Source organism: Flavobacterium sp. GW823-FHT04A11 (assembly GCF_058796535.1).
The window spans coordinates 3760016-3782560 of record NZ_CM179503.1; the positions used below are offsets into that span (position 1 = coordinate 3760016).

The window sequence follows — 22545 nt, forward strand, 5'->3', positions numbered from 1 at the left end:
TTAAGGAATTTTGTTAAGATCATTTTTCGATCTATCTAAACCTAATTTCTATACCAATGATTCGAACTATAAAATTGCCATTTTATGCTAAGCTTTCCTTTATACTTATAAGTTTAATTTGTTTTGCGACTATTTTTTGTATGGGAAAAGATATCATTACTCCCGTATTGATGGCCTTTTTATTTGCAGTTTTATTACTTCCTATTTTCACACTTTTAAACGTCAGACTTAAATTTCCCAGACATCTTGCTGCGATTATCTGCGTTCTTATATTTGCCGCCGTTATTGTAGGGATATTGGTTTTTATCTCCTATCAGGTTAAAGACATTGCCAATGATTTTGATACAATTAAGAAAAACACAAATGTCTTTATTACTGAGGTTCACAAGTTTGTAAAAGATAATTTTCACATTAGTATTGGCGAACAAAAAAAATACCTTGATACGGTCACAAAAGATTCCGTTAAAAATAGTGGCGTTGTTACCTTAGGTACTGCAATATTATCTATCACAGATCTTCTAATAGATTGTACTATTATTCCAATTTACACCTTTTTGTTTCTGCTTTATAAAGATCATTTTATTCTTTTTCTAGCGAAGTTGGTGAACAAGGAAGATCATTCTGCGCTAAAAGATATTTTGGCGCAAATACGCGTTTCGATAAATAATTACATTGTTAGTTTATTATTAGAAATGATTGTAGTTTCAGTTCTGACAGGTTTAGGCCTTTGGATTGTTGGTGTCAAATATTTTATCCTCTTAGGATTAATAACCGGAATTTTAAATCTGATTCCTTATATCGGTATTACAATTGCCGGAGTTATCACTCTTTTGGCTACCTTATCAGGAACGCCGGATACTTCTGTATTTATTAGCATTTTAATTGTGAATGTTGTCGTGCAGTTAATTGATAATAATTTACTTGTGCCGTTAATTATTAATTCTAAAGTTGAAATTAATGCCTTTGTCTCCATTCTGGGAATCATTGTGGGTGGCGCTGCGGCAGGAATTTCGGGTATGTTTTTGGCAATTCCGCTTTTGGCTATTTTAAAAATTATTTTTGAAAGAATAGAATCATTAGAACCTTGGGGTTATTTAATGGGAAATCATATGCCCAAGAAATTTACGTGGAGAATACGAAAACGACCAATCGAAATCAAATAATTAGATTTTAAAAATATCTGTATTATTTATCTTATATTCATGTAAAAATTATCTGTAATAAGCCAACTATACTTAATGTTTCGAAAATTAAAAATAATCATTTCTATTCTACTATGCTTCTTTATGCAAAGCGTTTGCGCGCAGGTAAATAAGCCAAAAACTGAAACGAAAAAGGATAGCGCTGCAATGTATAAAAAGATTCAGAATTATTCTAAGAAACATAAATTTACCAAAACCTTACATAAATTACTTTTCAGAGCCAATAAACCTAAAAAGAAAGAAGCTGAAATAGTTGAAAAGAAAGACCGTACCAATTACGACGGTAAAATTATTAGAAAAATTAATGTAATCACCTTAGATCCTTTTGGACATTCGGTCGTAGATACTACGGCAATGCCTCGTAACTGGGGAGAAAGAACGGGTAATAAAATTCACCTTAAAACAAAAAAAATAGCGATTTATAATTTATTGCTTTTTAAAAGAAACGTTCCGTATGATTCTTATAAAGTACAGGAATCTGAGCGTCTTATACGTGCTCAGCGATATGTTACTGCCGTAAAAATCACGAAAGAACTGCCCAGTCCGACATCAGATTCTGTAGATATTACGATTCGTGTTTTAGATTCCTGGAGTACAATTCCGAAATTCTCCATTTCAGGTAACCGTGTCTCTGTTGGATTTAAAGAAAAAGATTTTTTTGGTTCAGGACAAGAACTGGAATATCGATTTACCAATCGTTTTGATGATGGCGCAAATGGTAATGATATCACCTATACAGTACCAAATATCAAGAATACTTATATTAGTACAAAACTAAAATACAATGTAGATCTGGATAACAATTACAGCAAAAGCATTGATATTGAGCGTGATTTTTACTCTCCTTTAACCAAATGGGCGGGCGGAATGTATTTTGCCCAAAATTTTAGACGGGATACATTACAGGTTCGTGTTCCGCCTGATACTTTATATGAGTGGCAGCCTTTTAAAAATAATGTTCAGGATTTTTGGGTGGGAAAAGCTTCAAAAGTTTTTGAAGATGAAAATAACGGAATTACAAATTTGATTGTATCTGCACGTTTTCTAAATATAGATTACACAGAAATGCCTTCGGATATTTATGATCCTACGCATTTTTATTCAGATGAAAAATTGCTTTTAAGCGGAATCGGAATCAACACCAGAAAATTCGTCAAGGACAGTTATATTTTTAGAAATGGTGTGACCGAAGACGTTCCAATTGGAAGAATCTACGGGATAACGCTGGGATATCAATATAAAAATAAATATTGGCGGCCTTATGTAGGTGCCCAGTTTTCTTTTGGAAATTATTATGACTGGGGATTTTTAAGTACCAATTTTGAAGCTGGAACTTATTTTCATCAATCAAAAACATATCAGACTTCGTTTTTATTCGAATCTAATTACTTTACAAAATTATATAGTATTGGAAATTGGAAATTAAGACAATTCGTTAATCCTAAACTGGTTTTAGGAATTAACAGGGAAGAGATTATTGGCGATGAACTTAATTTAAATGAGCAAAATGCATTACAGGGATTCAATGCTGCATTGTACGGAACCAGCAAAGCGGTTTTATCATTGCAAACACAAACCTACTCGCCTCATGCTTTGTGGGGATTTCGTTTGAATCCATTTTTTAATTACACTGTCGCATTATTAGGAACTCCAAACGATTCCATGCTCAAAAGTAAAGCTTATCAAAAAGTTACGATAGGTCTTTTGATCAGTAATGACTATTTGGTTTTCAGTTCTTTTCAACTGTCACTGTCATATTATCCTAGTATTCCTTTTCAGGGAGATAATGTATTTAAAACCAATACTTTTGAAACTACTGATTTTGGTTTGCAGAATTTTGAGCTGGCTAAACCACGAACTATAGAATATAGATAGTCATTTTTAAGAAAGTCTGAGCTTAATTTTTTTGTTTAAAAAAGTGAAAAAAAAATATTTTTTAAATTTTTTATAACTTTTTAATAATCAAATATTTCCAAGTATAGTAAGGGTTTTTCATCGACAAAATACCTTTTTTCTTCGTCGAAATACACTCCATTTTTATTTTTTGGCACAGTATATGAATATCGCTAAGTAACATTACGATTAACATAAAAACTAAAAAAAATGAAAACAATTAAGATAGCAATCGCAGGATTATTTCTTTTGGTTGCAAATGCCACACAAGCCCAAGTATCAGTAAATGTAAACATCGGAACGCCACCAGCCTGGGGACCATCTGGTTACGCTGAAATGGAATATTATTATTTGCCGGATATCGAAGCGTATTATGATGTTAGAGCTTCACAATTTATTTATTTTGGAGGCGGAAGATGGATTAGAGCAACTCGTTTGCCAAGACAATATCGTAATTATGACTTATACGGAGGTTATAAAGTAGTTTTAAATGACTACCATGGAAGAACTCCTTATACTTATTTTGACAGACACAGAGTTACATACTATAAAGGATATCATGGTGCGCCGCAAAGACCATACAGACCAAGACCGGTTTATGGTTATAGTGAGCACAGAGATTATAGACATGATAACAGAAATCATGACAAACATGATAAACCGGGAAGACACGATCACGATGATCACCACGATCATCATGACGATCACCACGGAGGACATGGAAGAAGATAATTACCAATTTTTTAGAAAAGAGAGCATCATTATTTTTGGTGCTCTCTTTTTTATTAAGCATTAACATTTCATTTAAATACTGTTCAATAAAATAATTAGTATTTTTGAGGCTCTTTCAAAAAAACACTTAAATACGCTATGCGAAAAATTCAATTACAAATTCTTCTGCTTTTTTTTACGGGAATTTCTATTTCTTTTGCACAACAACCACAAAAACCAAGTTCAGTTGAAATTTACAATCAAATTAAAAAACTAAACTTTTTAGGTTCTGTACTTTATATTGCTGCACATCCTGATGACGAAAATACACGTTTAATCTCTTTTATGGCAAACGAAATGAATGCCAGAACAGGTTATTTATCACTAACACGCGGCGATGGCGGACAAAATTTAATTGGACCACAATTGCGTGAATTACTAGGTGTTATAAGAACTCAGGAATTAATAGAAGCGAGAAAAATTGATGGCGGAGAACAGTTTTTTTCACGTGCAAATGATTTTGGTTTTTCTAAAAATCCGGACGAAACGTTACAAATTTGGGATAAAGATAAAGTCCTTGCAGATGTTGTCTGGACAATTAGAAAATTTCAGCCTGACGTAATCATTAACCGATTTGATCATCGCTCGCCGGGAACTACACATGGGCATCATACATCATCGGCGATGTTAAGCGTGGAAAGTTTTAAGTTAACAAATGACCCTAAAATATATCCTGAACAATTAAAATATGTTAAACCATGGCAGGTTAAACGCCAATTTTTTAATCCATCGTGGTGGTTTTATGGAAGTCAGGAAAAATTTGACGCAGCCAATAAATCAAAATTTACGAAATTAGAAACGGGTGTTTATTACACCGGAATTGGAAAATCAAATCAGGAAATTGCTGCTTTAAGCCGAAGCCGTCATCAATCACAAGGTTTTGGAAGTACCGGCGTTCGCGGAAATGAAACGGAATATCTGGAACTTATTAATGGAGAAAATCCTAAAGAACGCGATAATTTATTTGACGGAATTGACACGACCTGGAATCGTGTGAAAAATGGAAAACCTGTTGGAGAATTAATTTCTAAAATTATTTCAAATTACAATTTCAGCAATCCATCTGCCAGTATTCCGGATTTAGTAAAAGCATATTCCATGATTCAGGCTTTAGAGGATGATCATTGGAAAACATTAAAATCTACAGCTATAAAAAACATTATAGCTTCCTGCTCCGGACTTTATCTTGAAGCAGTAGCAAGCGAACAGGAAGCAACTCCGGGAAGTACCGTTAAATTAAGTCTTGAAGCCATCAACAGATGTGCTGTTGAAATGCAGTTAACAAGTGTAATTACGTTGCCGGATAATAAAACTACGGTTCAAAACACTGTTCTGCAAAACAATAACGATCAAAAAATAAATCTTCAGATTCAGCTTCCCAATAATATTGAATATACACAACCTTACTGGCTGAAAGAAAAAGCAGGTGTTGGAATGTACACCGTTTCTAATCAGGAAAACATTGGAATTCCAGATATTATCAGAGAAGTAAAGGTCGTTTTTAATGTGAAAATTAACGGTATTGAAATTCCGTTTGAACGCACAGTTGTTTATAAATATAATGATGGCGTAAAAGGCGAAATGTATAATTTTCTGGATATCGTTCCTGATGTTACAACTTCCATTTTAGAAAGAGTTTTACTTTTTGGAAGTATTAAAAGCAAAATGATTCCTGTAAAAGTTCGTGCCGGAAAAGATGATATTAAAGGAAATTTACAATTAGAATTACCAAAAAGCTGGTCTGTTTCTCCAAAGGAAATTCCGTTTACATTAGCAAAAAAAGGAACAGAACAAATCTTTTATTTTGAAGTAACTCCGCCAACATTACCGGAAGAAGCGATTGCAAAAAGTGTAGCAACTGTTGATAATAAACGTTTTGACAGAGACGAAATTATTATTGATTTCAATCATATTACGAAACAAATGGTTTTAAAATCTGCCGAATCAAAATGCATTCGAATTGATTTAAAAACTTCGGGAGATGCTATTGCTTACATTATGGGCGCCGGCGACGAAGTTCCTGAAAGTTTAACGCAAATGGGTTATAAAGTAACCATCGTAAAACCGGAAGAAATTACACCTGAAAAACTGGATTCTTTTGCTACGGTAATTACCGGAATTCGTGCTTATAATACAGTAAATGCATTGGCTAACAAACAAAAAATACTTTTTGATTTTGTGAAAAGCGGTAAAAATATGATTGTTCAATACAACACATTTGGGAGAACCGTAACAGATCAGATTGCGCCATATCCGTTAAAAATATCAAATGATCGTGTGACCGAAGAAAATGCAAAAGTTACTTTTTTAGCACCAAATCATCCGGTTTTAAATACGCCAAATAAAATTACAACCAAAGATTTTGAAGGCTGGACGCAGGAACAAGGTTTGTATTATCCTAATGAATATGATGCAGCCTTCACTCCTATTCTGTCATCGCACGACAAAGGCGAATCTGCAAAAGATGGTGCTTTATTAGTAGCGCCTTATGGAAAAGGATATTACATTTACACCGGTTTGAGCTTTTTTAGAGAATTACCGGAAGGTGTTGCCGGAGCATATAGATTGCTTTCGAATATTATTTCGCTTAAACAACCAATAGAAGCTCCTAAACAAGAATTAAAAAAATAAATCCTGAAGATATGGAAGCTAAAAAAACAAAAAACTGGAAAAAAAGCTACACGTATGTTTTAGTAGCAAACGCTATTTACATTGCAATTTTTTTCTTAATCATGCAATTATACTCATAACCTATGCAATTATTTGATTGGATCGTACTTATTGTCACGCTTTTATTTATTGTTGGATATGGATCCTGGAAAACCAAAGGCAGTAAAAACGTCGAAGATTTTATCTTAGGAAACAACGAAACCCCATGGTATACCGTGGGACTTTCGGTAATGGCAACACAAGCCAGTGCCATTACATTTTTGTCAACTCCCGGGCAAGCTTATCATGACGGAATGGGTTTTGTGCAATTTTACTTTGGATTGCCAATTGCTATGATTGTAATTTGTTTGACTTTTATTCCCCTTTATCATAAGAATAAGGTTTTTACAGCATATGAATTTCTGGAGAAACGATTTGATTTAAAAACACGTTCTCTGGCAGCAATTCTTTTTTTGGTTCAGAGAGGTTTAGGAACCGGACTTACCATTTATGCACCGGCTATTATTTTGTCGGCACTTTTAGGTTGGAATTTAACTTTCATGAATATTATGATTGGTGTTCTTGTTATTATTTACACTTTTTCCGGAGGGACAAAAGCCGTAAACGTAACGCAGAAACAGCAAATGTTTGTGATTATGTCTGGTATGTTTATTACGTTTTTCCTGATTTTGCATTATTTGCCAAACGACATGACTTTTACAAGTGCGCTGCATATTGCGGGAGCCAATGATAAAATGAATATCGTTGATTTTTCTTTTAATCCCGAAGAAAAATATACTTTTTGGAGCGGTATTACAGGTGGTTTTTTCTTAGCTCTCGCCTATTTTGGAACAGACCAATCACAAGTTGGACGTTATTTATCCGGAAAATCAATTCGCGAAAGCCAGATGGGATTAATCATGAACGGACTTTTAAAAGTACCAATGCAGTTCTTTATTCTGTTAACGGGAGTTATGGTTTTTGTGTTTTTTCAATTCAATCCGGTTCCCTTAAATTTTAATCCGAATAATAAAATTGTCATTGAAAAATCAGCTTTTAAGGAAGAATATCATGCTTTAGAAAAAAAACTAAGTACACTTTCTGAAGATAAAAAAGTAATCAACTTATTGTATATCGATCAGTTAAATCAGGATTATGACAATCCAATTTTGCGAAAAGAATTAGTTGCTTTATCCAACAAAGAAAAAGATTTACGCGATCGTGCCAAAGAAATTATTTCAAAGGCCGACAGTAATAGTGAAACGAATGATAAAGATTATGTGTTTTTTCATTTCATTCTGCATTATTTACCAAAAGGTTTAATTGGTTTGTTATTGGCCGTAATTCTTTCGGCAGCAATGTCTTCAACAGCTTCTGGCTTAAATGCTTTGGCCTCGACAACTGCAATTGACATTTACAAACGAAATCTGAAAACAGAGAAATCAGAGAAGCATTATTTGAATGCAACCAAATTTTTCACGCTTTTCTGGGGAATTGTAGCTATACTTTTTGCCTGCGTCGGGACTTTATTTGAGAATTTAATTCAGCTTGTAAATATTATTGGTTCAATCTTTTACGGAACTGTTTTAGGAATCTTTCTGGTTGGATTTTATCTGCGTCGTGTTGGCGCAAAAGCTATGTTTTGTAGCGCTGTAATAAGTCAGACCACCATTTTTGTTATTTATTATTTCCTGATTTACACTCAGGAAAAACTGGGTTATTTATGGCTGAATTTTATTGGAGCAATTTTAACAATATTGTTGGCATTGTTGCTGCAGGTTTTATTTTTTAAACGAAAAACTGATAATGAAGAAGTAGTTTTTGAATAGCCATTTATTTAAAAACAGCTAGAACAGGCGTAAAATTGTATGAGGCATTTTAAAAATATATTTTTTTTCTATTCTTCTTTTTCTGGAAAATCTGGAAGAATAGAATTTGGAATTTATCTTTTAGTCAATATTCTAACATACATTATTGGTATTCATTTGCACGAAAATATAAATCTAGATAACGAAAAAATTCTTAATTTTTTCTACATCTGTTTTATTATTTTATTTACATTTATTCCAATACAAGCAGCTACAACCCGAAGATTACATGATTTAAATGTAAATACAACATATCTTATTTTTAATTTTATTCCGGTACTAAATGTAGTTTTTAAAATATTTCTGTTGCTGGCAAAGAGAAATACAAAGGAAGAAATCGATTAATTTCTTTTATTATGAAAAAGAAACATTCAATCATACGTATAATAAAAAGAATATGGTTCATCATTGCCATTTCGTTTACGATTTGGTTGTTTTATTCTTATCAGGCTAAAGATGTTTCAGATTCTTATTTAGAAAGTACCTCAAAAATAGTGGTAAAAGACAATAACGATTATTTTTTATTTGAGCCAAAACAAAAATTTGAAAAAGTCTTTATCTTCTTCCCCGGTGCAATGGTTGATCCAAAAGCTTATGTGCCTTTGTGCAGAAGGATATCTGAAAACGGAATTAAAGTTTATTTGATTAAAATGCCGTGGAGATTAGCTTCTCAAGGATATGAAATACCGAAAGAGCTTAATTTATTTGCTGATAAAACCAAAACCTATATCTTATCCGGACATTCGCAAGGCGGAAAAATGGCAGCGCAATTTGTAAAAGAAAATCCTGATTTAATCCAAAAGTTGATTTTAATTGGAACTACACATCCGCGAGATATTTCATTAGCAGAATGTAGAATTCCGATTATGAAAATATACGGTTCGAACGATGGTGTCGCTGATGAAAGAACAATTTTTAAAAATAAATCAAAGCTTCCTATATCTACAAAATTCGTAAAAATTGAAGGCGCAAATCATGGACAATTTGGTTATTATGGTTTTCAATTAGGAGATGACTCCGCTTCTATTTCCAGAGAAAAACAGCAAGAAGAAACTTTAAAAAATATATTGGAGTTTATAAATTAAATTCAAGATTCCAATTTAAGTCTTGAAAAGCCTGACAATGTTTAAAATTTGCACAAAAAGTTGCATTGTTAATTCTCCATTAAAAATCTTTACCTTTGAGAGACTAACTCTCTTATTATGAAAGACCTAAATAAAATCAGCAATAAAACCAAAGCTGCTTTCATTTTGCTAATTGTGATGCTGATTATTATTTTAAGTAATTTCAATACACTGCAAAATTCCAAAAAGGTAAATGAAAACATCAATGCGATTTATAAAGATAGATTGGTTGTTGCTAATTATATTTTTCAATATTCGAAAGAACTCCATTTTATAAAAACGGAAGCTGAAAAATTAAATTTAAGTGATACGATTAAAACAAATGAAATTAGCAGTACACTAAAAATAATTCATTCTATCGACGATTTGTATTCAAAAACAGTCTTAACCCCCACAGAAAGAATATTTTTTCAAAACTTTATAACTTCTTGTGAATCAATTAATAAACAAACTAAAAATAAAAACTGGATTCAAGTTGTAGAATTAAGTGAAAAGGCATTAAAAATTTTATAGCAATTATCCCAAATTCAGATTACAGAAGGAAAATCAAAATTAGCGAGTGCAAATGCAATGTATAACGACACGAATAGTCTGGGACAGCTTGAAATTGCTTTACTTATTGTTTTAGGCGGAATTACTTTTTACCTTTTAATAGTGAAGAAAACCAAAAGAACAATTAAAATTCCCGAACCACCGAGTATGAATTAATATTTTTTTTCAGGTTTCAGGTTTCAAATTCCAATCATAAAAAAAATCCAAATTCCAAGGTCTGAGCTTTGGAATTTGGATTTTAAGATATTGAGTTATAAAAAATATTGGAATTTTTAAAGCATTATCTGCTCCACTCCGCAATACTGTCTTTATTTAATTTTACGTAATCTTGGTTGTTTGCAGTTTCTGCAGCGGCCAAAGATGCTTTTGCTGTTTCAATTGCGCCTTTTTTATCACCTTGTTTAGCCTGGATTAATGATTTTAGTCTTAAAACAAAATAAGGCTTATCTGTACTCATATCCAGAGATTTGTCAACATAAGTTCTCGCAGTTTCTATGTTTCCGTTTGACTGAAACAAATATTGAGACGCTGCAAAATAATCATTTGAATTTGGTCCGCCCAAAGTTTTCTCGATACTTGCAATAGCATTTTTCGCAGTTGGAACTTCAAATTTCAAAGCAACATGAGAGTTTTCCCAAGCCATTTCTAAATATCCAAAATTTGGATCTAAACCATTAATTCCAATTGTAAAAGTCTCAACCGGAGTTGGTAAAGCGTTTTCTTTTACAGTAGTTCTTAAAACAACATACGATTCATTCCAGTTTTCCGGCAATCCCCAATTGTCTGTTGAAAGGTAAAAAATTACTTCCCAGCTTTCGATTTTAGGAATAGTATAAATCGCGTATTTTCCTTTTTTTAATGTTTTACCATCGATAATAACATCATCACTAAAACTAATAATTGTATTTTCATTAGCTCCTGTTCTCCATAATTTACCAAACGGAACTAAATTCCCGAATACCGCTCTGCCTCTCGCTCCAGGACGAGAATAAGTAACTTCAACGTCAGTTAAACCAACGGTTTGTTTTATATAACCTTTCGGACTCGCTTGTGGTGTTTTTATTTGTGCTTCTGCAGCAAAAGGAGCCAAAATAATGACTAATGCAATAAGTAGTTTTTTCATTTCTTGAGTTTATTTTGTTTTCCTCAAATTTACAAATTCAATCAGCGAACAAATGTTAAATATTCTATAATTCAAGAGCCTAACTGTGATATTTTTTGAGCATTTAATTCATTGAAATGATTGATAACTAAATCTGCAGCAGATAAATCCTGCATTTTAGAATGATGGCTATTATATCCCACACAAAATAAATTTGCGGCCTTTGCAGCTTTCACTCCGTTTGTACTGTCTTCGATTACAATACAATTTTCTGGCGGTGCAACAGATAATGAAGCCGCATGAATGAAAATCGCCGGATTAGGTTTTGATTGTGGAAAATCTTCACCGCTTACAATATCTGTAAAATATTGATGCAAATTGAATCTCGTAAAAACACGCTCAATAGTAACTTTTGAAGCCGAAGAAGCCAAAATCAGCTGCATTCCGTTGGCATACAAATCTTTAATTAAATCTTCAACACCTTCTAATAAATACAAATCTTCTTTGGTATCAAAAGCATCATTAAAAATATTTCTTTTTCTTTGAATCAGATCTTCAACTTCGTGTTCAATCGTTGGGAAAAATCCTTTTAAAGTTTGAAACGTATTTCGCGTTGAAAATCCCGTAAACGAAGTATACATTTCTTCGGTTACATCAATATTCAATTCTGTAAATTGTTTATAATAAGCATAACGATGAACGGGTTCTGTGTCGACAATTACGCCGTCCATATCAAATATTACTGTTTTAATCATTTTTTTAAGGTACTAAGGTTCTAAGTTATTAAGTCGCTAAGTTTTTCAGCTACAGCTTAGTAACTTAGAACCTTAGCAAACTTAGCAACTCTATTTACTCAACAAATGTCTAATCACGGTTTCTGCAGCATGAAGACCAAATAATCCTGGCATATAGCTATTTGTTCCGTAGAATGACTTTTTGAAATTTTTTCCGTCAGTTAACTTTAAGCTTTTTTCGTCCTGAATTTCAGAAGAAAAAACTACTTTCAACTTATTGATTTTCACTTCTTTTAAACGTTTTCTGATCGTTTTTGAAAAGTAACAATTAATAGTTTTAGAAATATCACTTACTTTTACTTTTGAAGCCAGCATTTTTCCGCCAGCGCCCATACTGCTTATAATTTTAACTCTTTTGCGTTTTGCGGCGATAATTAAATTTAATTTTGGAGTAATACTGTCAATGCAATCCAAAACATAATCAAACTCTGGAGAAACAATCTCAAAAGCACGTTCCGGAGATAAAAATTCCTGAACACGGGTTAGTTTTAATTCGGGATTTATATCCATCAAACGATCGCCTACAATTTTAATTTTTGGCTCACCAACTGTAGAATGTAATGCCGGTAATTGTCTGTTAATGTTTGTAATATCAACTACATCTCCATCTACAATTGTCATATTTCCTACTCCTGCCCTTGCCAAAAATTCAGCTGCAAAGGAGCCAACTCCGCCTAAACCTACTACTAATACATTTGCATTTTGCAAGTTCTGCAATCCTTCTTTTGTAAATAAAAGTTCGGCTCTTTCCGTCCACTCTGCCATATAATCTTTTGTTTATTTTTGTTTATTTTTTTGTTTCAAGTTTCAGGTTTCAGGCTTCTCTTATTTCCTGTTTAAATACATTTTTAAAATTACCTGAGATAATATCTTGTAATTCCTTTATTTCTAAATTTTTGTATGCTGCTGCTAAATTATAAACCTGTTTGATATTTTCTTCAATTGTATCAGTTTCCAGAAAAAAACGATCGTTTGGAATTTGCTGAAAAACCGTTTTTAATTCTGGATTTTTCAATAAATATTTTCCAAATGAAAGATAAAATCCTGCCGAAATAAGCTGATTTGCAATTTGAATATTTTTAGAAAAACCATGTATAATCATCGGAACTGAAATTTTCATTTCTTTTTTGATTGCAATTACTTCCTGAAAAGCAGCAACACAATGAATCACAACCGGTTTTTTATATTTTTCGGCTAAAGCCAATTGTTTTTTAAAAACTATAATTTGCTGCTCTAACGGAATTTCGATGCGTTTATCTAAACCGCATTCGCCAATAGCGAGGCAGTTTTTCGTATGCAATTTTTCTTCTATAATTTTCAAATCGGCATCAATCCTGTCTTCTGCAATATACCATGGATGAATTCCAACAGAATAATACGGAATCGAAGCATCAAATTCCTGTGGATATTGATTCACCAGTTCCAAAATATCAGTTTGATTGGTAAATTGATGGGTATGAAAATTAAAGAATTCCATTAATGAAATGTTTTAACTCCGGCTTTAATTTCAACTTTCAAATCATTTTCTAAAGGAACCAGCGGACAGGAATATTTATGATTATAAGCACAATACGGATTATAAGCCTGATTAAAATCAACTGCAATTGTATTTCGTTTCGGAATTTTCAAATCAATATATCTTCCTCCAATGTAACTTTCTTTACCGCTTGTTAAATCTGAAAATGGCAGAAATAAATGATCTTTATATTCTTTTGTTTTAGAAAGTTCAATATTTCTGTAAACATTCAATTGCAAAGCAACACCGTCAATCGTAAAAAATAAAGTACCGTATTTGATGTATTTTGGAGTTCTTGTTCCGGTAGTTTTCATTTCAAAGACTTTTTCATTCTTTGCTTTTACAAACTTTGCATTCACAAAATATTTTCCATTAATAGGATAAAATGCTAAACTTTTAAAAGTCTTTAAATCTTCTTCCATTAACGGACTTGTCTTAGGATCAGCGTATTCAGAATTTATGGTTTTCTGAAATTTTTCTGTTTCGCTTTTGTCAAATTTCTTCTGACCGAAACAAAAATTAACCAATAGCAATACTAAAAAAGCAATTACATTTTTCATCTTTGAAATTTTAAGCAAAAATAGTTTAAAAGTAACAAAGCACCAACCGCTGGAAGTGACAAAGTTTCCTAACTTTGTTGCAAATACATATTTATAATGCTCAAGACTGCTTTTAACCATTACATCAATAATTTCAGAGGATTTTCAAGAGAAATTTGGATACTTACGTTGGTCACTTTTATCAATCGTGCCGGTACCATGGTGCTTCCTTTTTTATCTAAATATTTAAAAGAAGATTTACATTTTAGCTACAATCAAGTAGGCTGGATTATGGTTTCGTTTGGTTTGGGATCGATGCTGGGTTCGTGGCTTGGCGGAAAATTATCTGATAAAATTGGGTTTTATAAAATCATGATTTTTAGTTTATTTACAAGTGGAGTTTCTCTTTTTCTCGTACAATATATTACAACCTTTTGGGCTTTATGCGGTGCCATGTTCATTCTGATGACTATTGCCGATATGTTCAGGCCGGCGATGTTTGTTTCGTTAGGCGCTTATGCCAAACCTGAAAATCGCACTCGTGCTTTGACTTTAGTGCGTTTGGCTGTAAATTTAGGATTTGCTGCCGGACCTGCTTTGGGCGGTTTAATTATTATGGGAATTGGGTATCAGGGACTTTTTTGGGTTGATGGTGCTTCGTGTATTATTTCGATTTCCATTTTTGCGTTATTAGTTAAGGAGAAGAAAAAAGCAGTTCATGGAGATAAAATGGAAATTTCGGCAGAAATAAAATCGGTTTTTCATGATCGCATTTTTTGGGTTTTCTTATTTGTGAGTTTTGTAACAGCCATGATTTTCTTTCAGTTATTTACGACTTTACCTCTATATCACAATGAAAAATTTGGTTTAAGCGAGTTCCAAACAGGTTTATTAATGACCTTAAACGGACTTTTGATTTTTGCTTTAGAAATGCCTACGGTTGGTTTTATGGAAAGAAGAGCTTTTCCCAAAATTAAAATTATTATTCTCGGATCTTTTATTATGGCTTTGAGTTTCTTTCTATTACTCATTAATATATGGGCGGGAATTCTGGTTATAAGTATGATTTGCATTTCGATTGGAGAAATTCTAACCTTTCCTTTTTCGAATGCTTTCGCTTTAAGTCGTGCTCCTCGTGGTCAGGAAGGTCGATATATGGCACTTTATACGATGAGTTTTAGTTTGGCTCATATTGTAAGTTCAAAAGTAGGTTTCGAAATAATTACAAGATTGGGCTATCAAACGAACTGGTTATTTATGGCTTGTATTGGAGTTATTGCAACAGGATGCTGCTTTTGGATTAGAAAAGCTTTAATCGACGAGAAAGTTAATTAATTTACTTTAGAGAATTTTACCACAAAGTGTACTAAGTTTTACACAGAGATACACAAAGTTTTATTCACAAAGCTTTGTGTATCTCTGTGTTTTTTTTTTTATAAAATCCTAAAAGTAAAATCTTTGTGTACTCTGTGGTAAAATTTCTTTATTCTAATTTTACATTGAAAATCAATTACTTACAACTATATTTCGATATTTAAATAGTAATTCAACTTCTTTTTTAGTTAAATAACTACATTTATAGTTGTATAACTAAAAAAATAGTTGTAGATTTGAATTAAAATTAGAAAACATGCAAAAGCTAACGAACAAAGAAGAGGAAATCATGCACATTTTATGGAAGCTTAAAAAAGCATTCGTAAAAGAAGTTCAGGCAGAAATAACGGAAGATCAACCGCATTACAACACGCTTTCGACAATTGTGCGTAATCTGGAAGAGAAAGGATATGTGGCTCATAATGCTTTTGGAAATACGCATCAATATTATCCAATTGTAAGCATCGAAGATTACAGAAAAGGGTTTATGAGTACGGCCATCGACAACTATTTTAATAGTTCTTATAAAAGTATGGTTTCATTTTTTGCCAAAGAAGAAAAAATTTCTGCAGACGAATTACGCGAAATCCTGGCGATGATCGAAAACCCGAAAGAAAAATAAAAACCCAAAAAAATCTTGTATGGAAGCACTTTTCATTTTTGTCGCAAAATCAAGTGGACTTTTAGTCTTGTTTTACTTTGCTTATTATTTTTTATTACGCAAAGAAACCTTCTTTAACAGCAACAGATGGTTTTTATTAATTGGTTTGATAACTTCGGTTGCATTGCCATTTTTAGTTTACACCAAAATTGTCTGGGTTGATCCCACTCCAATGCCGAATTTCAATTATCCGCACGTTTATGCTTCAAATCCAATTGAAAAAGAGACTTTTGAGATAGATTGGAATTTAGTTTCCCTTTCCATTTATGCAATTGGATTTTTGGCATTTATGATCAAATTTGCGCTTGATTTTTATAGTTTAAATTCTGTTTTAAAAGGCAAACAAGTACAACAACAAGCTGATTTTAAATTTGTTGACATCAAAGAAAATATTGCTCCTTTTTCTTATTTTGATTATATCGTTTACAACTCATCAATGTACAGCGAATCAGAATTAGAAAGTATTCTGGAACATGAAAAAGTGCACAGTGATCAAAATCATACTATTGATGTTTTGATTTCCAGAGTTTTTTGTGTCCTGTTTTGGTTTAATCCAATTATCTGGATGTACAAAAAAGCCATATTGCAAAACTTGGAATTTATTGCTGACAGCGAGGCTGCCAAAAAAATATCCGACAAAAAAGCGTACCAATACACGCTTTTAAAAATAACAACGCACCAATCATGCGTTGCCATTACCAATCATTTTTATCAATCATTAATCAAAAAACGAATTGTCATGTTAAACAAAAATCAATCAAAAAAATGGAATTACTGGAAGTATTATGCCGTAATTCCGGCGCTTGTTGCCTTTGTATTTTTATTTCAGATCAAAGTTATTGCGCAGGAAAAAGAAAGTAAAGAGAAAACCGAAATTGTGGAGAAAAAAGATCCTGTTGATGTTTACAAAATTCATAAAAACACAACAGATCAGGATTTAAAAGAAATAGCCGAAAATTTAAAGAAAAACCATAATGCTGATGTCGCAATTTCTAATGTTAAAAGAAATTCAAAAGACGAATTAACGTCTATTAGAATCGACATTAAAAAAGGAAATGAACAAACCCAAACTCTTCAAATTGAAGGTGATACAGCTATAAAAAAATGCGGAATTATTGTATCTGCTGATAATGACGGTTCTGAGAAAATAGGTATACTGACGGATGATGCAATTGATAAACCAATAGTTATCCAAAATCGCAGAATTGAAATTAAAGAGGTTAAAAATCCTAATGTTGATGAAGTTTCTCCTCCTTCGCCGCCTTCACCGCCATCTTTTCCAAACGGACCACTGCCTCCGGCTCCGATCGATATGTCTAAAATGCCAAAAGCTCCTAAAGCTCCAAAAGATGTGAACGACAAAGCAGCTATGAAAAATTTCGAAAAAGAAATGGCTGAATTTGAGAAAAAGATGGAAGCATTTGAGCCTGATATGTCTGCTTATGAGAAACAGGTAGAAGAAATCATGGCACAGCGTGAAGCCATTTATGATAAGAAAATAGAGATATACGATCTTGCCATGGAAAAATTTGACGCAGATATGGAAAAATTCAATCAATACATTGAACAAAAATTTGGACCGGACAGTGAGGAATTTGCTAAGAATATGAAACAATATGAAAAAGGCATGAAAGCTTATGAGAAAAGCATGAGACAATATGAAAAGGATGCAAGAAAAGCTCAAAAAGAAAAAAGATCTTAAACCTATTAAAATGAAAGAGACATTTTTTATTGCAGCTATATTGTTCGTTTTTAATTTATGTTTTAATCAAAAAGAAAAGAACGAAACGAAACTGAAATTTGATCACTGCATCAAAAAAGTGATAGAAATAAAAATTTGTAAATAACTAAGAAACCAGTGTATAAAATCACTGGTTTTTTATTTGCAGTTCAGTTCTTTTAAATTTCTTCAAAAGGGAATAAATATTCAAATAAAACTTAACAACACACTAATAATGAAGCAACTAATATTATTACTTTTTATAACTTATAGTTTTTCGTGTTTTGCACAAGAAAAAATAATTTCATTATCAGAAAAAGATATTCTGGTTACAATGGATAAAAATGCCCAGGTTTTATTAGAAAATTCAAAGGCCAATTCTGTTTCCATTGGTATTATAAAACATGGCAAAACATACACAAAACACTATGGCGAAATTGACAAAGGAAAAGGAAATCAGGCCAATAATAATACTGTTTTTGAAGTGGCTTCGATCACAAAATTATTTACCGGATTGTTAATGGCGCAAGCTGTTACAGAAGGCAAAATAAGTCCGGATGACGACATTAGAAAATACATAACCGGTTCTTATCCAAATTTAGAATATCAGGGAACTCCAATAAAAATAAAAGATTTGGTTTCTTTTAGAAGCGGCTTTAATAAAGATCTTCCGGATAATTCTGAATTAAGGAAAAATCAAAATGACAGCAGTTATATTGGATTTAAAAAAATGGATAAATCTTATTCAAGAGAGAAATTTTTTGAAGATTTAAAAACCATAAAATTAGATACTTTGCCGGGAACTAAATTTAAATACAGCAATGGAAGTGTTCAGTTAGCGGCACATATTCTGGAAAATATTTATCATAAAAGTTATGAAATGCTGTTGAAAGAAAATATTCTTTCAAAATTAAATATGACGTCAACATTTTTAAATCCGGACAAAAACACGATTATCGCGAACGGTTATAATGGCAAAAAACAAATGCCAATGTTGTCTGATAAACTTTGGGGAGCGGCAGGTTATCTAAAATCTACTTTAGGCGATTTAACCAAATTTCTTGCTTTTGAATTAAATACCAAAAATAAAATCGTATTGGAATCTCAGAGAAATCTTTTAGATTCTGATCGTGACTTTAGCGGATATTTTTGGGATGGTATTCAAGTTGATAATAACGGCAGAAACTGCTGGAAACACGGCGGTGCTTTTGGAACACAAAACATGTTTTTGGTTTATCCGGAACGTGGTTTGGGGCTTTCTATTGTTGTGAATATCAGTAATGAAAAAACTTCAAATGCGCTAGGAAATGCAATAGTAGCCATCGCAGGTGATTTATTGGCCAAGAATAATGATAAAAAAGAAATTTACGGTTATAAAATCATTAATGATGCTGTTGTTTTTAGCTATCAGCATGATAAATCGCTTAATGCTGATTTAGTCAAAAGCGTTTCCATTGCGGGTTCTTTCGACAATTGGAATCCAAATGATAAAAGCTTTCAAATGGTTCGAAAAAACAAAAATACTTTTGAACTTTCTGTTCCCAAAAGCCAGTTTAAAAATGATAAAGTCAGAATGTTCAAATTTGTTATCAATAAAACCGGATGGATAGAAGCTCCAAAAAGTGCTTTGAATATTGAGAATGGCCCTGATCAAAATCTACTCTTAAAGATTGAATAACACTTAATTACTTGAATTAAAAACCATATAAAAGACTTTGCCGAAACGCAAAGTCTTTTTTTATATCTTTGATAAAAATTAACCAACCATGTATAAAATTTTAGCCAAAATAAATAAGATTCTTTTACCGAGTTTTACCAAACAAGGTTTGGATATTTCTAAAGCAAAAAAATGGCAAATGGCTATTATTGGCTATCGTGCTTATGTTACCAAACGCGCTTTAGAATAGTTTAAAAACATTCTCTTTTATAAATGTTGATTAAATTTCAACACAGCTTTCTATTTGAATAAATTAGAAAAAATATCTTTTAAAACTGATTCACAGTTTTATTTTCATTATAATTTCCATGAAAAATAAAGAATTCAACATCCCTCCTGTTCCGGCAGTACTTTTAGCTATTATTAGTGTACAATGCGGTGCGGCGATTGCTAAAACCCTTTTTCCGGCTATAGGAGCTGCGGGAACGGCTTCGATACGAATTGGAGTTTCCGCTTTGATTTTATTATTGGCTTACAGGCCAAATTTAAAAGCAATAACACCCGCACAATGGAAAATTGTAATTCCGTATGGTTTGTCATTGGGAGCCATGAATTTGATTTTTTATTTTGCGATAGAAAGAATTCCAATTGGTTTAGCCGTTACTTTAGAGTTCATTGGTCCTTTATTGGTGGCGATTATTGGCTCAAAACGCTGGGTTGATTATTGCTGGGTTCTGCTTGCGGCGGCAGGAATAGTTTTAATTGCTCCGTGGTCAAATGAAAGAATAGATCCGTTAGGTGTTTTGTTTGCCCTTATTGCAGGCGGACTTTGGGCAGCTTATATCGTTTTGGGTGGAAAAATTTCTAAAATAATGAATAGTGGTAAGGCTGTTTCTACCGGAATGCTTTTCGCCGCTATTTTAATTTTACCCTTCGGATTTTTAGAAAATGGTTTAGCAAATCTTACTCCAAAACTTTTCGGAATGGGTGTTGCTCTTGCGCTTTTGTCAAGCGCTATTCCGTTTACATTAGAAATGAAAGCTTTAGGGCAGCTTCCTCCACGTACTTTTAGTATTTTGATGAGTTTAGAACCTGCCGCTGCTTCTATTTGTGCTTTTATATTTTTGCAGGAAAATCTAAATTTCTATGAAATTTTGGCTGTTGTTTGTGTTGTTGTAGCTTCTGCCGGATCAACTTTAACAGCGAAAAAATAGATTTACAAATTCCAAAAAAATTAAAAATTCCAAATCCCAACTTTAAAAATTGGAATTTGGAATTTAGAAATTGAATTTTTAAAATTGTATTACATTTTAGGTAATAAAACTGTGTCAACAACATGAATTACACCATTTGACTGGTTTACATCTGCAATAGTAACTTTAGATTTGTTACCGCTTTCGTCGCTGATGTATAAATCTTTTCCATCCATCCAGGCAGTTAGAGTTCCGCCATTAACCGCTTTAAGAGTTGCTTTTCCTTTACCTGCTTTAATTGCTTTTGCAATATCAGATGCATTCATTTTTCCTGCAACAACATGGTAAGTCAAAACATTTTGTAATGCTTTAATGTTTTCCGGTTTCAATAATGTATCAACAGTTCCCGCTGGCAATCTGTCAAACGCGGCATTTGTTGGGGCAAAAACGGTGAATGGTCCTTTACTTTGTAATGTTTCTACTAATCCTGCAGCTTTTACAGCAGCAACAAGTGTAGTGTGATCTTTTGAGTTAACTGCATTTTCTACTATATTTTTGTTTGGATACATTGCTGCTCCGCCAACCATTACAGTTTTTTGTGCAAATGATGCAAATCCAAATCCTAATGTTAAGATTGCTACGGCTAAAAAATTTCTAGTTTTCATAATTAATATTTTAAGTTATAAGCTCATTTACGCCATAACAATCGTTTTGGTTTTAAAGAAAATGTAAAAAAATACAAATATTATTGAATCATCTTTAAAAAACGCTGTAAAACAAGGCTTTAATCCTTAAAAATATTTTTAAATAATTTTAGAATGGGAGTATATTTTGTTTCGTTTTTTTCGATAACTTTCCTTAAAATTAATTTACTATGGAAAATCTGCCTAAAAAAGTTAGAAGCAAAAAGTTGTCTTCAAGAGTTGATTTAACCGCAATGATGAGCGTTTCTTTTTTGTTAATTATATTTTTTATGGTGACGGTTGAGTTGGCGAAGCCAAGAGCTGTTTATTTAGGCCTTCCTGATAAAGATCCAGGTTGTGGTTCTGTTGGATGTATTGATGGAAATCGAATTTACACTATATTATTAGATAAAAATGATAGGATAATAACATATTCCGGATTATTGATTGATCCTTTAGAAAATCCCAAAACTGTTGTTTTTGGTAAAAACGGTATTCGAAAAGAATTATTAAATAAAAAAAATCTGATATACGAATATACAGGAAATCCAAGAAAAGGAATAATAGTCGTCATAAAACCAAGCAAAAAATGCAGCCTCAAAAATTTAGTTGATATTTTAGATGAAATGGCAATTACAAAAATTGACATTTACACCGTTGCAGATGAATACACCCCCGAAGAAACAAAATTATTGGCGTCAAATTAAAACATAAATATACATGGAAAATCTGCCTAAAAAAGTTAGAAGTAAAAAGTTGTCTACAAGAGTTGATTTAACGGCAATGGTGGTGTTTCTTTTTTGTTGATTATATTTTTTATGGTGACGATTGAGTTGGCGAAGCCGAAAATGATTGATTTTGATTTTCCTGATCGTGGATGTTGTGATTGTCCTCCATCCAACTATGATGGCGAAAATCGATCAATAACAGTAATGTTAGGAGAAAATAATAAATTGATATACTATATGGGACTTTTGAATTCACCAATTATTTCTCCAAAAGAATTAAATATGGTAAAGATGGAATTCGACAAGAATTGCTAAAAAGAAAAAATATTATTCTAGAATACACTAGTAAAAATACAAAACCTGAAAGTTTAACTGTAATTATAAAACCTGGTAAAAAATCTAACTATGGTAATTTAGTCGATATTCTTGATGAGATGAAAATAAGCGGAATAAACAGTTACGCGATTGTTGATGATTTTACTCCAGAAGAAACAAAATTATTAGCTTCTAAATAAAATT

General features: G+C 32.3%; 21 protein-coding genes and 1 pseudogene. 16 read left to right on the forward strand and 6 right to left on the reverse strand.

Annotated features, from left to right (window positions below; all coding sequences use genetic code 11):
- Nucleotides 1-56: 56 nt before the first annotated feature.
- The 8 genes from AC3QL1_RS16360 to AC3QL1_RS16395 all read left to right on the forward strand — a co-directional run bounded on the left by AC3QL1_RS16360 (nt 57) and on the right by AC3QL1_RS16395 (nt 10020).
- On the forward strand, nt 57-1163 hold the full coding sequence (locus AC3QL1_RS16360) for an AI-2E family transporter (RefSeq protein ID WP_492493027.1): 1107 nt from the start codon (nt 57-59) through the stop codon (nt 1161-1163).
- Between the two features lie 123 nt (nt 1164-1286).
- Entirely contained in the window at nt 1287-3077 is a 1791-nt protein-coding gene (locus tag AC3QL1_RS16365) for a hypothetical protein (protein ID WP_492493028.1), read from the forward strand.
- Between the two features lie 228 nt (nt 3078-3305).
- Entirely contained in the window at nt 3306-3827 is a 522-nt protein-coding gene (locus AC3QL1_RS16370; RefSeq protein WP_492493030.1) for a hypothetical protein, read from the forward strand.
- A gap of 138 nt (nt 3828-3965) precedes the next feature.
- Entirely contained in the window at nt 3966-6497 is a 2532-nt protein-coding gene (locus AC3QL1_RS16375) for a PIG-L family deacetylase (RefSeq protein WP_492493032.1), read from the forward strand.
- Between the two features lie 122 nt (nt 6498-6619).
- Nucleotides 6620-8344 (forward strand): sodium:solute symporter family protein, encoded by a 1725-nt coding sequence (locus AC3QL1_RS16380; protein ID WP_492493034.1) that lies wholly within the window; start codon nt 6620-6622, stop codon nt 8342-8344.
- A gap of 39 nt (nt 8345-8383) precedes the next feature.
- A complete protein-coding gene (locus AC3QL1_RS16385) occupies nt 8384-8728 on the forward strand; it encodes a DUF805 domain-containing protein (RefSeq protein ID WP_492493036.1) in 345 nt (114 codons plus the stop codon).
- An 11-nt stretch (nt 8729-8739) separates the two neighbouring features.
- The gene (locus tag AC3QL1_RS16390) at nt 8740-9468 is read left to right on the forward strand and encodes an alpha/beta fold hydrolase (protein ID WP_492493038.1); all 729 of its coding nucleotides are present in this window, start codon (nt 8740-8742) and stop codon (nt 9466-9468) included.
- Between the two features lie 117 nt (nt 9469-9585).
- Nucleotides 9586-10020 (forward strand): MCP four helix bundle domain-containing protein, encoded by a 435-nt coding sequence (locus AC3QL1_RS16395; protein WP_492493039.1) that lies wholly within the window; start codon nt 9586-9588, stop codon nt 10018-10020.
- A gap of 319 nt (nt 10021-10339) precedes the next feature.
- Here AC3QL1_RS16395 and AC3QL1_RS16400 read toward each other — a convergent pair whose 3' ends face one another.
- The 5 genes from AC3QL1_RS16400 to AC3QL1_RS16420 form a co-directional block, all read right to left on the reverse strand.
- Nucleotides 10340-11182: a DUF2911 domain-containing protein gene (locus AC3QL1_RS16400; protein ID WP_492493041.1), complete on the reverse strand. Its 843-nt coding sequence runs from the start codon at nt 11180-11182 to the stop codon at nt 10340-10342.
- A gap of 71 nt (nt 11183-11253) precedes the next feature.
- On the reverse strand, nt 11254-11916 hold the full coding sequence (locus AC3QL1_RS16405) for an HAD family hydrolase (protein WP_492493042.1): 663 nt from the start codon (nt 11914-11916) through the stop codon (nt 11254-11256).
- 90 nt (nt 11917-12006) lie between these two features.
- Nucleotides 12007-12720, reverse strand: coding sequence for a tRNA threonylcarbamoyladenosine dehydratase (locus AC3QL1_RS16410; protein WP_492493044.1), 714 nt, complete (start codon nt 12718-12720; stop codon nt 12007-12009).
- Nucleotides 12721-12769: 49 nt separating this feature from the next.
- On the reverse strand, nt 12770-13432 hold the full coding sequence (locus AC3QL1_RS16415; protein WP_492493045.1) for a TatD family hydrolase: 663 nt from the start codon (nt 13430-13432) through the stop codon (nt 12770-12772).
- Complete coding sequence (locus AC3QL1_RS16420; RefSeq protein ID WP_492493047.1) at nt 13432-14031, reverse strand: DUF1684 domain-containing protein; 600 nt, start codon at nt 14029-14031, stop codon at nt 13432-13434. Before AC3QL1_RS16420 ends, AC3QL1_RS16415 begins: the two co-directional genes overlap by 1 nt.
- Before the next feature lie 96 nt (nt 14032-14127).
- On the opposite strand from AC3QL1_RS16420, the gene AC3QL1_RS16425 reads away from it, so the two are divergent.
- From AC3QL1_RS16425 to AC3QL1_RS16450, 6 genes are all read left to right on the forward strand, one after another.
- Nucleotides 14128-15345, forward strand: a complete 1218-nt coding sequence (locus tag AC3QL1_RS16425) for an MDR family MFS transporter (protein WP_492493049.1) — start codon at nt 14128-14130, stop codon at nt 15343-15345.
- A 295-nt stretch (nt 15346-15640) separates the two neighbouring features.
- Entirely contained in the window at nt 15641-16006 is a 366-nt protein-coding gene (locus AC3QL1_RS16430; RefSeq protein ID WP_115848244.1) for a BlaI/MecI/CopY family transcriptional regulator, read from the forward strand.
- 19 nt (nt 16007-16025) lie between these two features.
- Nucleotides 16026-17747 (forward strand): M56 family metallopeptidase, encoded by a 1722-nt coding sequence (locus AC3QL1_RS16435; RefSeq protein ID WP_492493051.1) that lies wholly within the window; start codon nt 16026-16028, stop codon nt 17745-17747.
- Nucleotides 17748-18000: 253 nt separating this feature from the next.
- Complete coding sequence (locus tag AC3QL1_RS16440; RefSeq protein WP_492493052.1) at nt 18001-19443, forward strand: serine hydrolase; 1443 nt, start codon at nt 18001-18003, stop codon at nt 19441-19443.
- An 88-nt stretch (nt 19444-19531) separates the two neighbouring features.
- On the forward strand, nt 19532-19672 hold the full coding sequence (locus tag AC3QL1_RS16445; protein WP_264537765.1) for an SsrA-binding protein: 141 nt from the start codon (nt 19532-19534) through the stop codon (nt 19670-19672).
- A 118-nt stretch (nt 19673-19790) separates the two neighbouring features.
- Entirely contained in the window at nt 19791-20636 is an 846-nt protein-coding gene (locus AC3QL1_RS16450) for an EamA family transporter (protein ID WP_492493054.1), read from the forward strand.
- An 89-nt stretch (nt 20637-20725) separates the two neighbouring features.
- Here AC3QL1_RS16450 and AC3QL1_RS16455 read toward each other — a convergent pair whose 3' ends face one another.
- Complete coding sequence (locus tag AC3QL1_RS16455) at nt 20726-21280, reverse strand: fasciclin domain-containing protein (RefSeq protein ID WP_492493056.1); 555 nt, start codon at nt 21278-21280, stop codon at nt 20726-20728.
- A 209-nt stretch (nt 21281-21489) separates the two neighbouring features.
- On the opposite strand from AC3QL1_RS16455, the gene AC3QL1_RS16460 reads away from it, so the two are divergent.
- Complete coding sequence (locus tag AC3QL1_RS16460) at nt 21490-22005, forward strand: ExbD/TolR family protein (RefSeq protein WP_492493058.1); 516 nt, start codon at nt 21490-21492, stop codon at nt 22003-22005.
- A gap of 13 nt (nt 22006-22018) precedes the next feature.
- Nucleotides 22019-22541, forward strand: a pseudogene (locus AC3QL1_RS16465) (ExbD/TolR family protein).
- The last annotated feature ends 4 nt before the right edge of the window (nt 22542-22545 follow it).

Coding starts and splice junctions, on each gene's coding strand:
- AC3QL1_RS16370 (WP_492493030.1), top strand. CDS start 3,306: ATGAAAACAATTAAGATAGCAATCGCAGGATTATTTCTTTTGGTTGCA.
- AC3QL1_RS16375 (WP_492493032.1), top strand. CDS start 3,966: ATGCGAAAAATTCAATTACAAATTCTTCTGCTTTTTTTTACGGGAATT.
- AC3QL1_RS16430 (WP_115848244.1), top strand. CDS start 15,641: ATGCAAAAGCTAACGAACAAAGAAGAGGAAATCATGCACATTTTATGG.
- AC3QL1_RS16380 (WP_492493034.1), top strand. CDS start 6,620: ATGCAATTATTTGATTGGATCGTACTTATTGTCACGCTTTTATTTATT.
- AC3QL1_RS16440 (WP_492493052.1), top strand. CDS start 18,001: ATGAAGCAACTAATATTATTACTTTTTATAACTTATAGTTTTTCGTGT.
- AC3QL1_RS16365 (WP_492493028.1), top strand. CDS start 1,287: ATGCAAAGCGTTTGCGCGCAGGTAAATAAGCCAAAAACTGAAACGAAA.
- AC3QL1_RS16390 (WP_492493038.1), top strand. CDS start 8,740: ATGAAAAAGAAACATTCAATCATACGTATAATAAAAAGAATATGGTTC.
- AC3QL1_RS16410 (WP_492493044.1), bottom strand. CDS start 12,720: ATGGCAGAGTGGACGGAAAGAGCCGAACTTTTATTTACAAAAGAAGGA.
- AC3QL1_RS16445 (WP_264537765.1), top strand. CDS start 19,532: ATGTATAAAATTTTAGCCAAAATAAATAAGATTCTTTTACCGAGTTTT.
- AC3QL1_RS16405 (WP_492493042.1), bottom strand. CDS start 11,916: ATGATTAAAACAGTAATATTTGATATGGACGGCGTAATTGTCGACACA.
- AC3QL1_RS16460 (WP_492493058.1), top strand. CDS start 21,490: ATGGAAAATCTGCCTAAAAAAGTTAGAAGCAAAAAGTTGTCTTCAAGA.
- AC3QL1_RS16395 (WP_492493039.1), top strand. CDS start 9,586: ATGAAAGACCTAAATAAAATCAGCAATAAAACCAAAGCTGCTTTCATT.
- AC3QL1_RS16385 (WP_492493036.1), top strand. CDS start 8,384: ATGAGGCATTTTAAAAATATATTTTTTTTCTATTCTTCTTTTTCTGGA.
- AC3QL1_RS16420 (WP_492493047.1), bottom strand. CDS start 14,031: ATGAAAAATGTAATTGCTTTTTTAGTATTGCTATTGGTTAATTTTTGT.
- AC3QL1_RS16435 (WP_492493051.1), top strand. CDS start 16,026: ATGGAAGCACTTTTCATTTTTGTCGCAAAATCAAGTGGACTTTTAGTC.
- AC3QL1_RS16360 (WP_492493027.1), top strand. CDS start 57: ATGATTCGAACTATAAAATTGCCATTTTATGCTAAGCTTTCCTTTATA.
- AC3QL1_RS16400 (WP_492493041.1), bottom strand. CDS start 11,182: ATGAAAAAACTACTTATTGCATTAGTCATTATTTTGGCTCCTTTTGCT.
- AC3QL1_RS16415 (WP_492493045.1), bottom strand. CDS start 13,432: ATGGAATTCTTTAATTTTCATACCCATCAATTTACCAATCAAACTGAT.
- AC3QL1_RS16450 (WP_492493054.1), top strand. CDS start 19,791: ATGAAAAATAAAGAATTCAACATCCCTCCTGTTCCGGCAGTACTTTTA.
- AC3QL1_RS16425 (WP_492493049.1), top strand. CDS start 14,128: ATGCTCAAGACTGCTTTTAACCATTACATCAATAATTTCAGAGGATTT.
- AC3QL1_RS16455 (WP_492493056.1), bottom strand. CDS start 21,280: ATGAAAACTAGAAATTTTTTAGCCGTAGCAATCTTAACATTAGGATTT.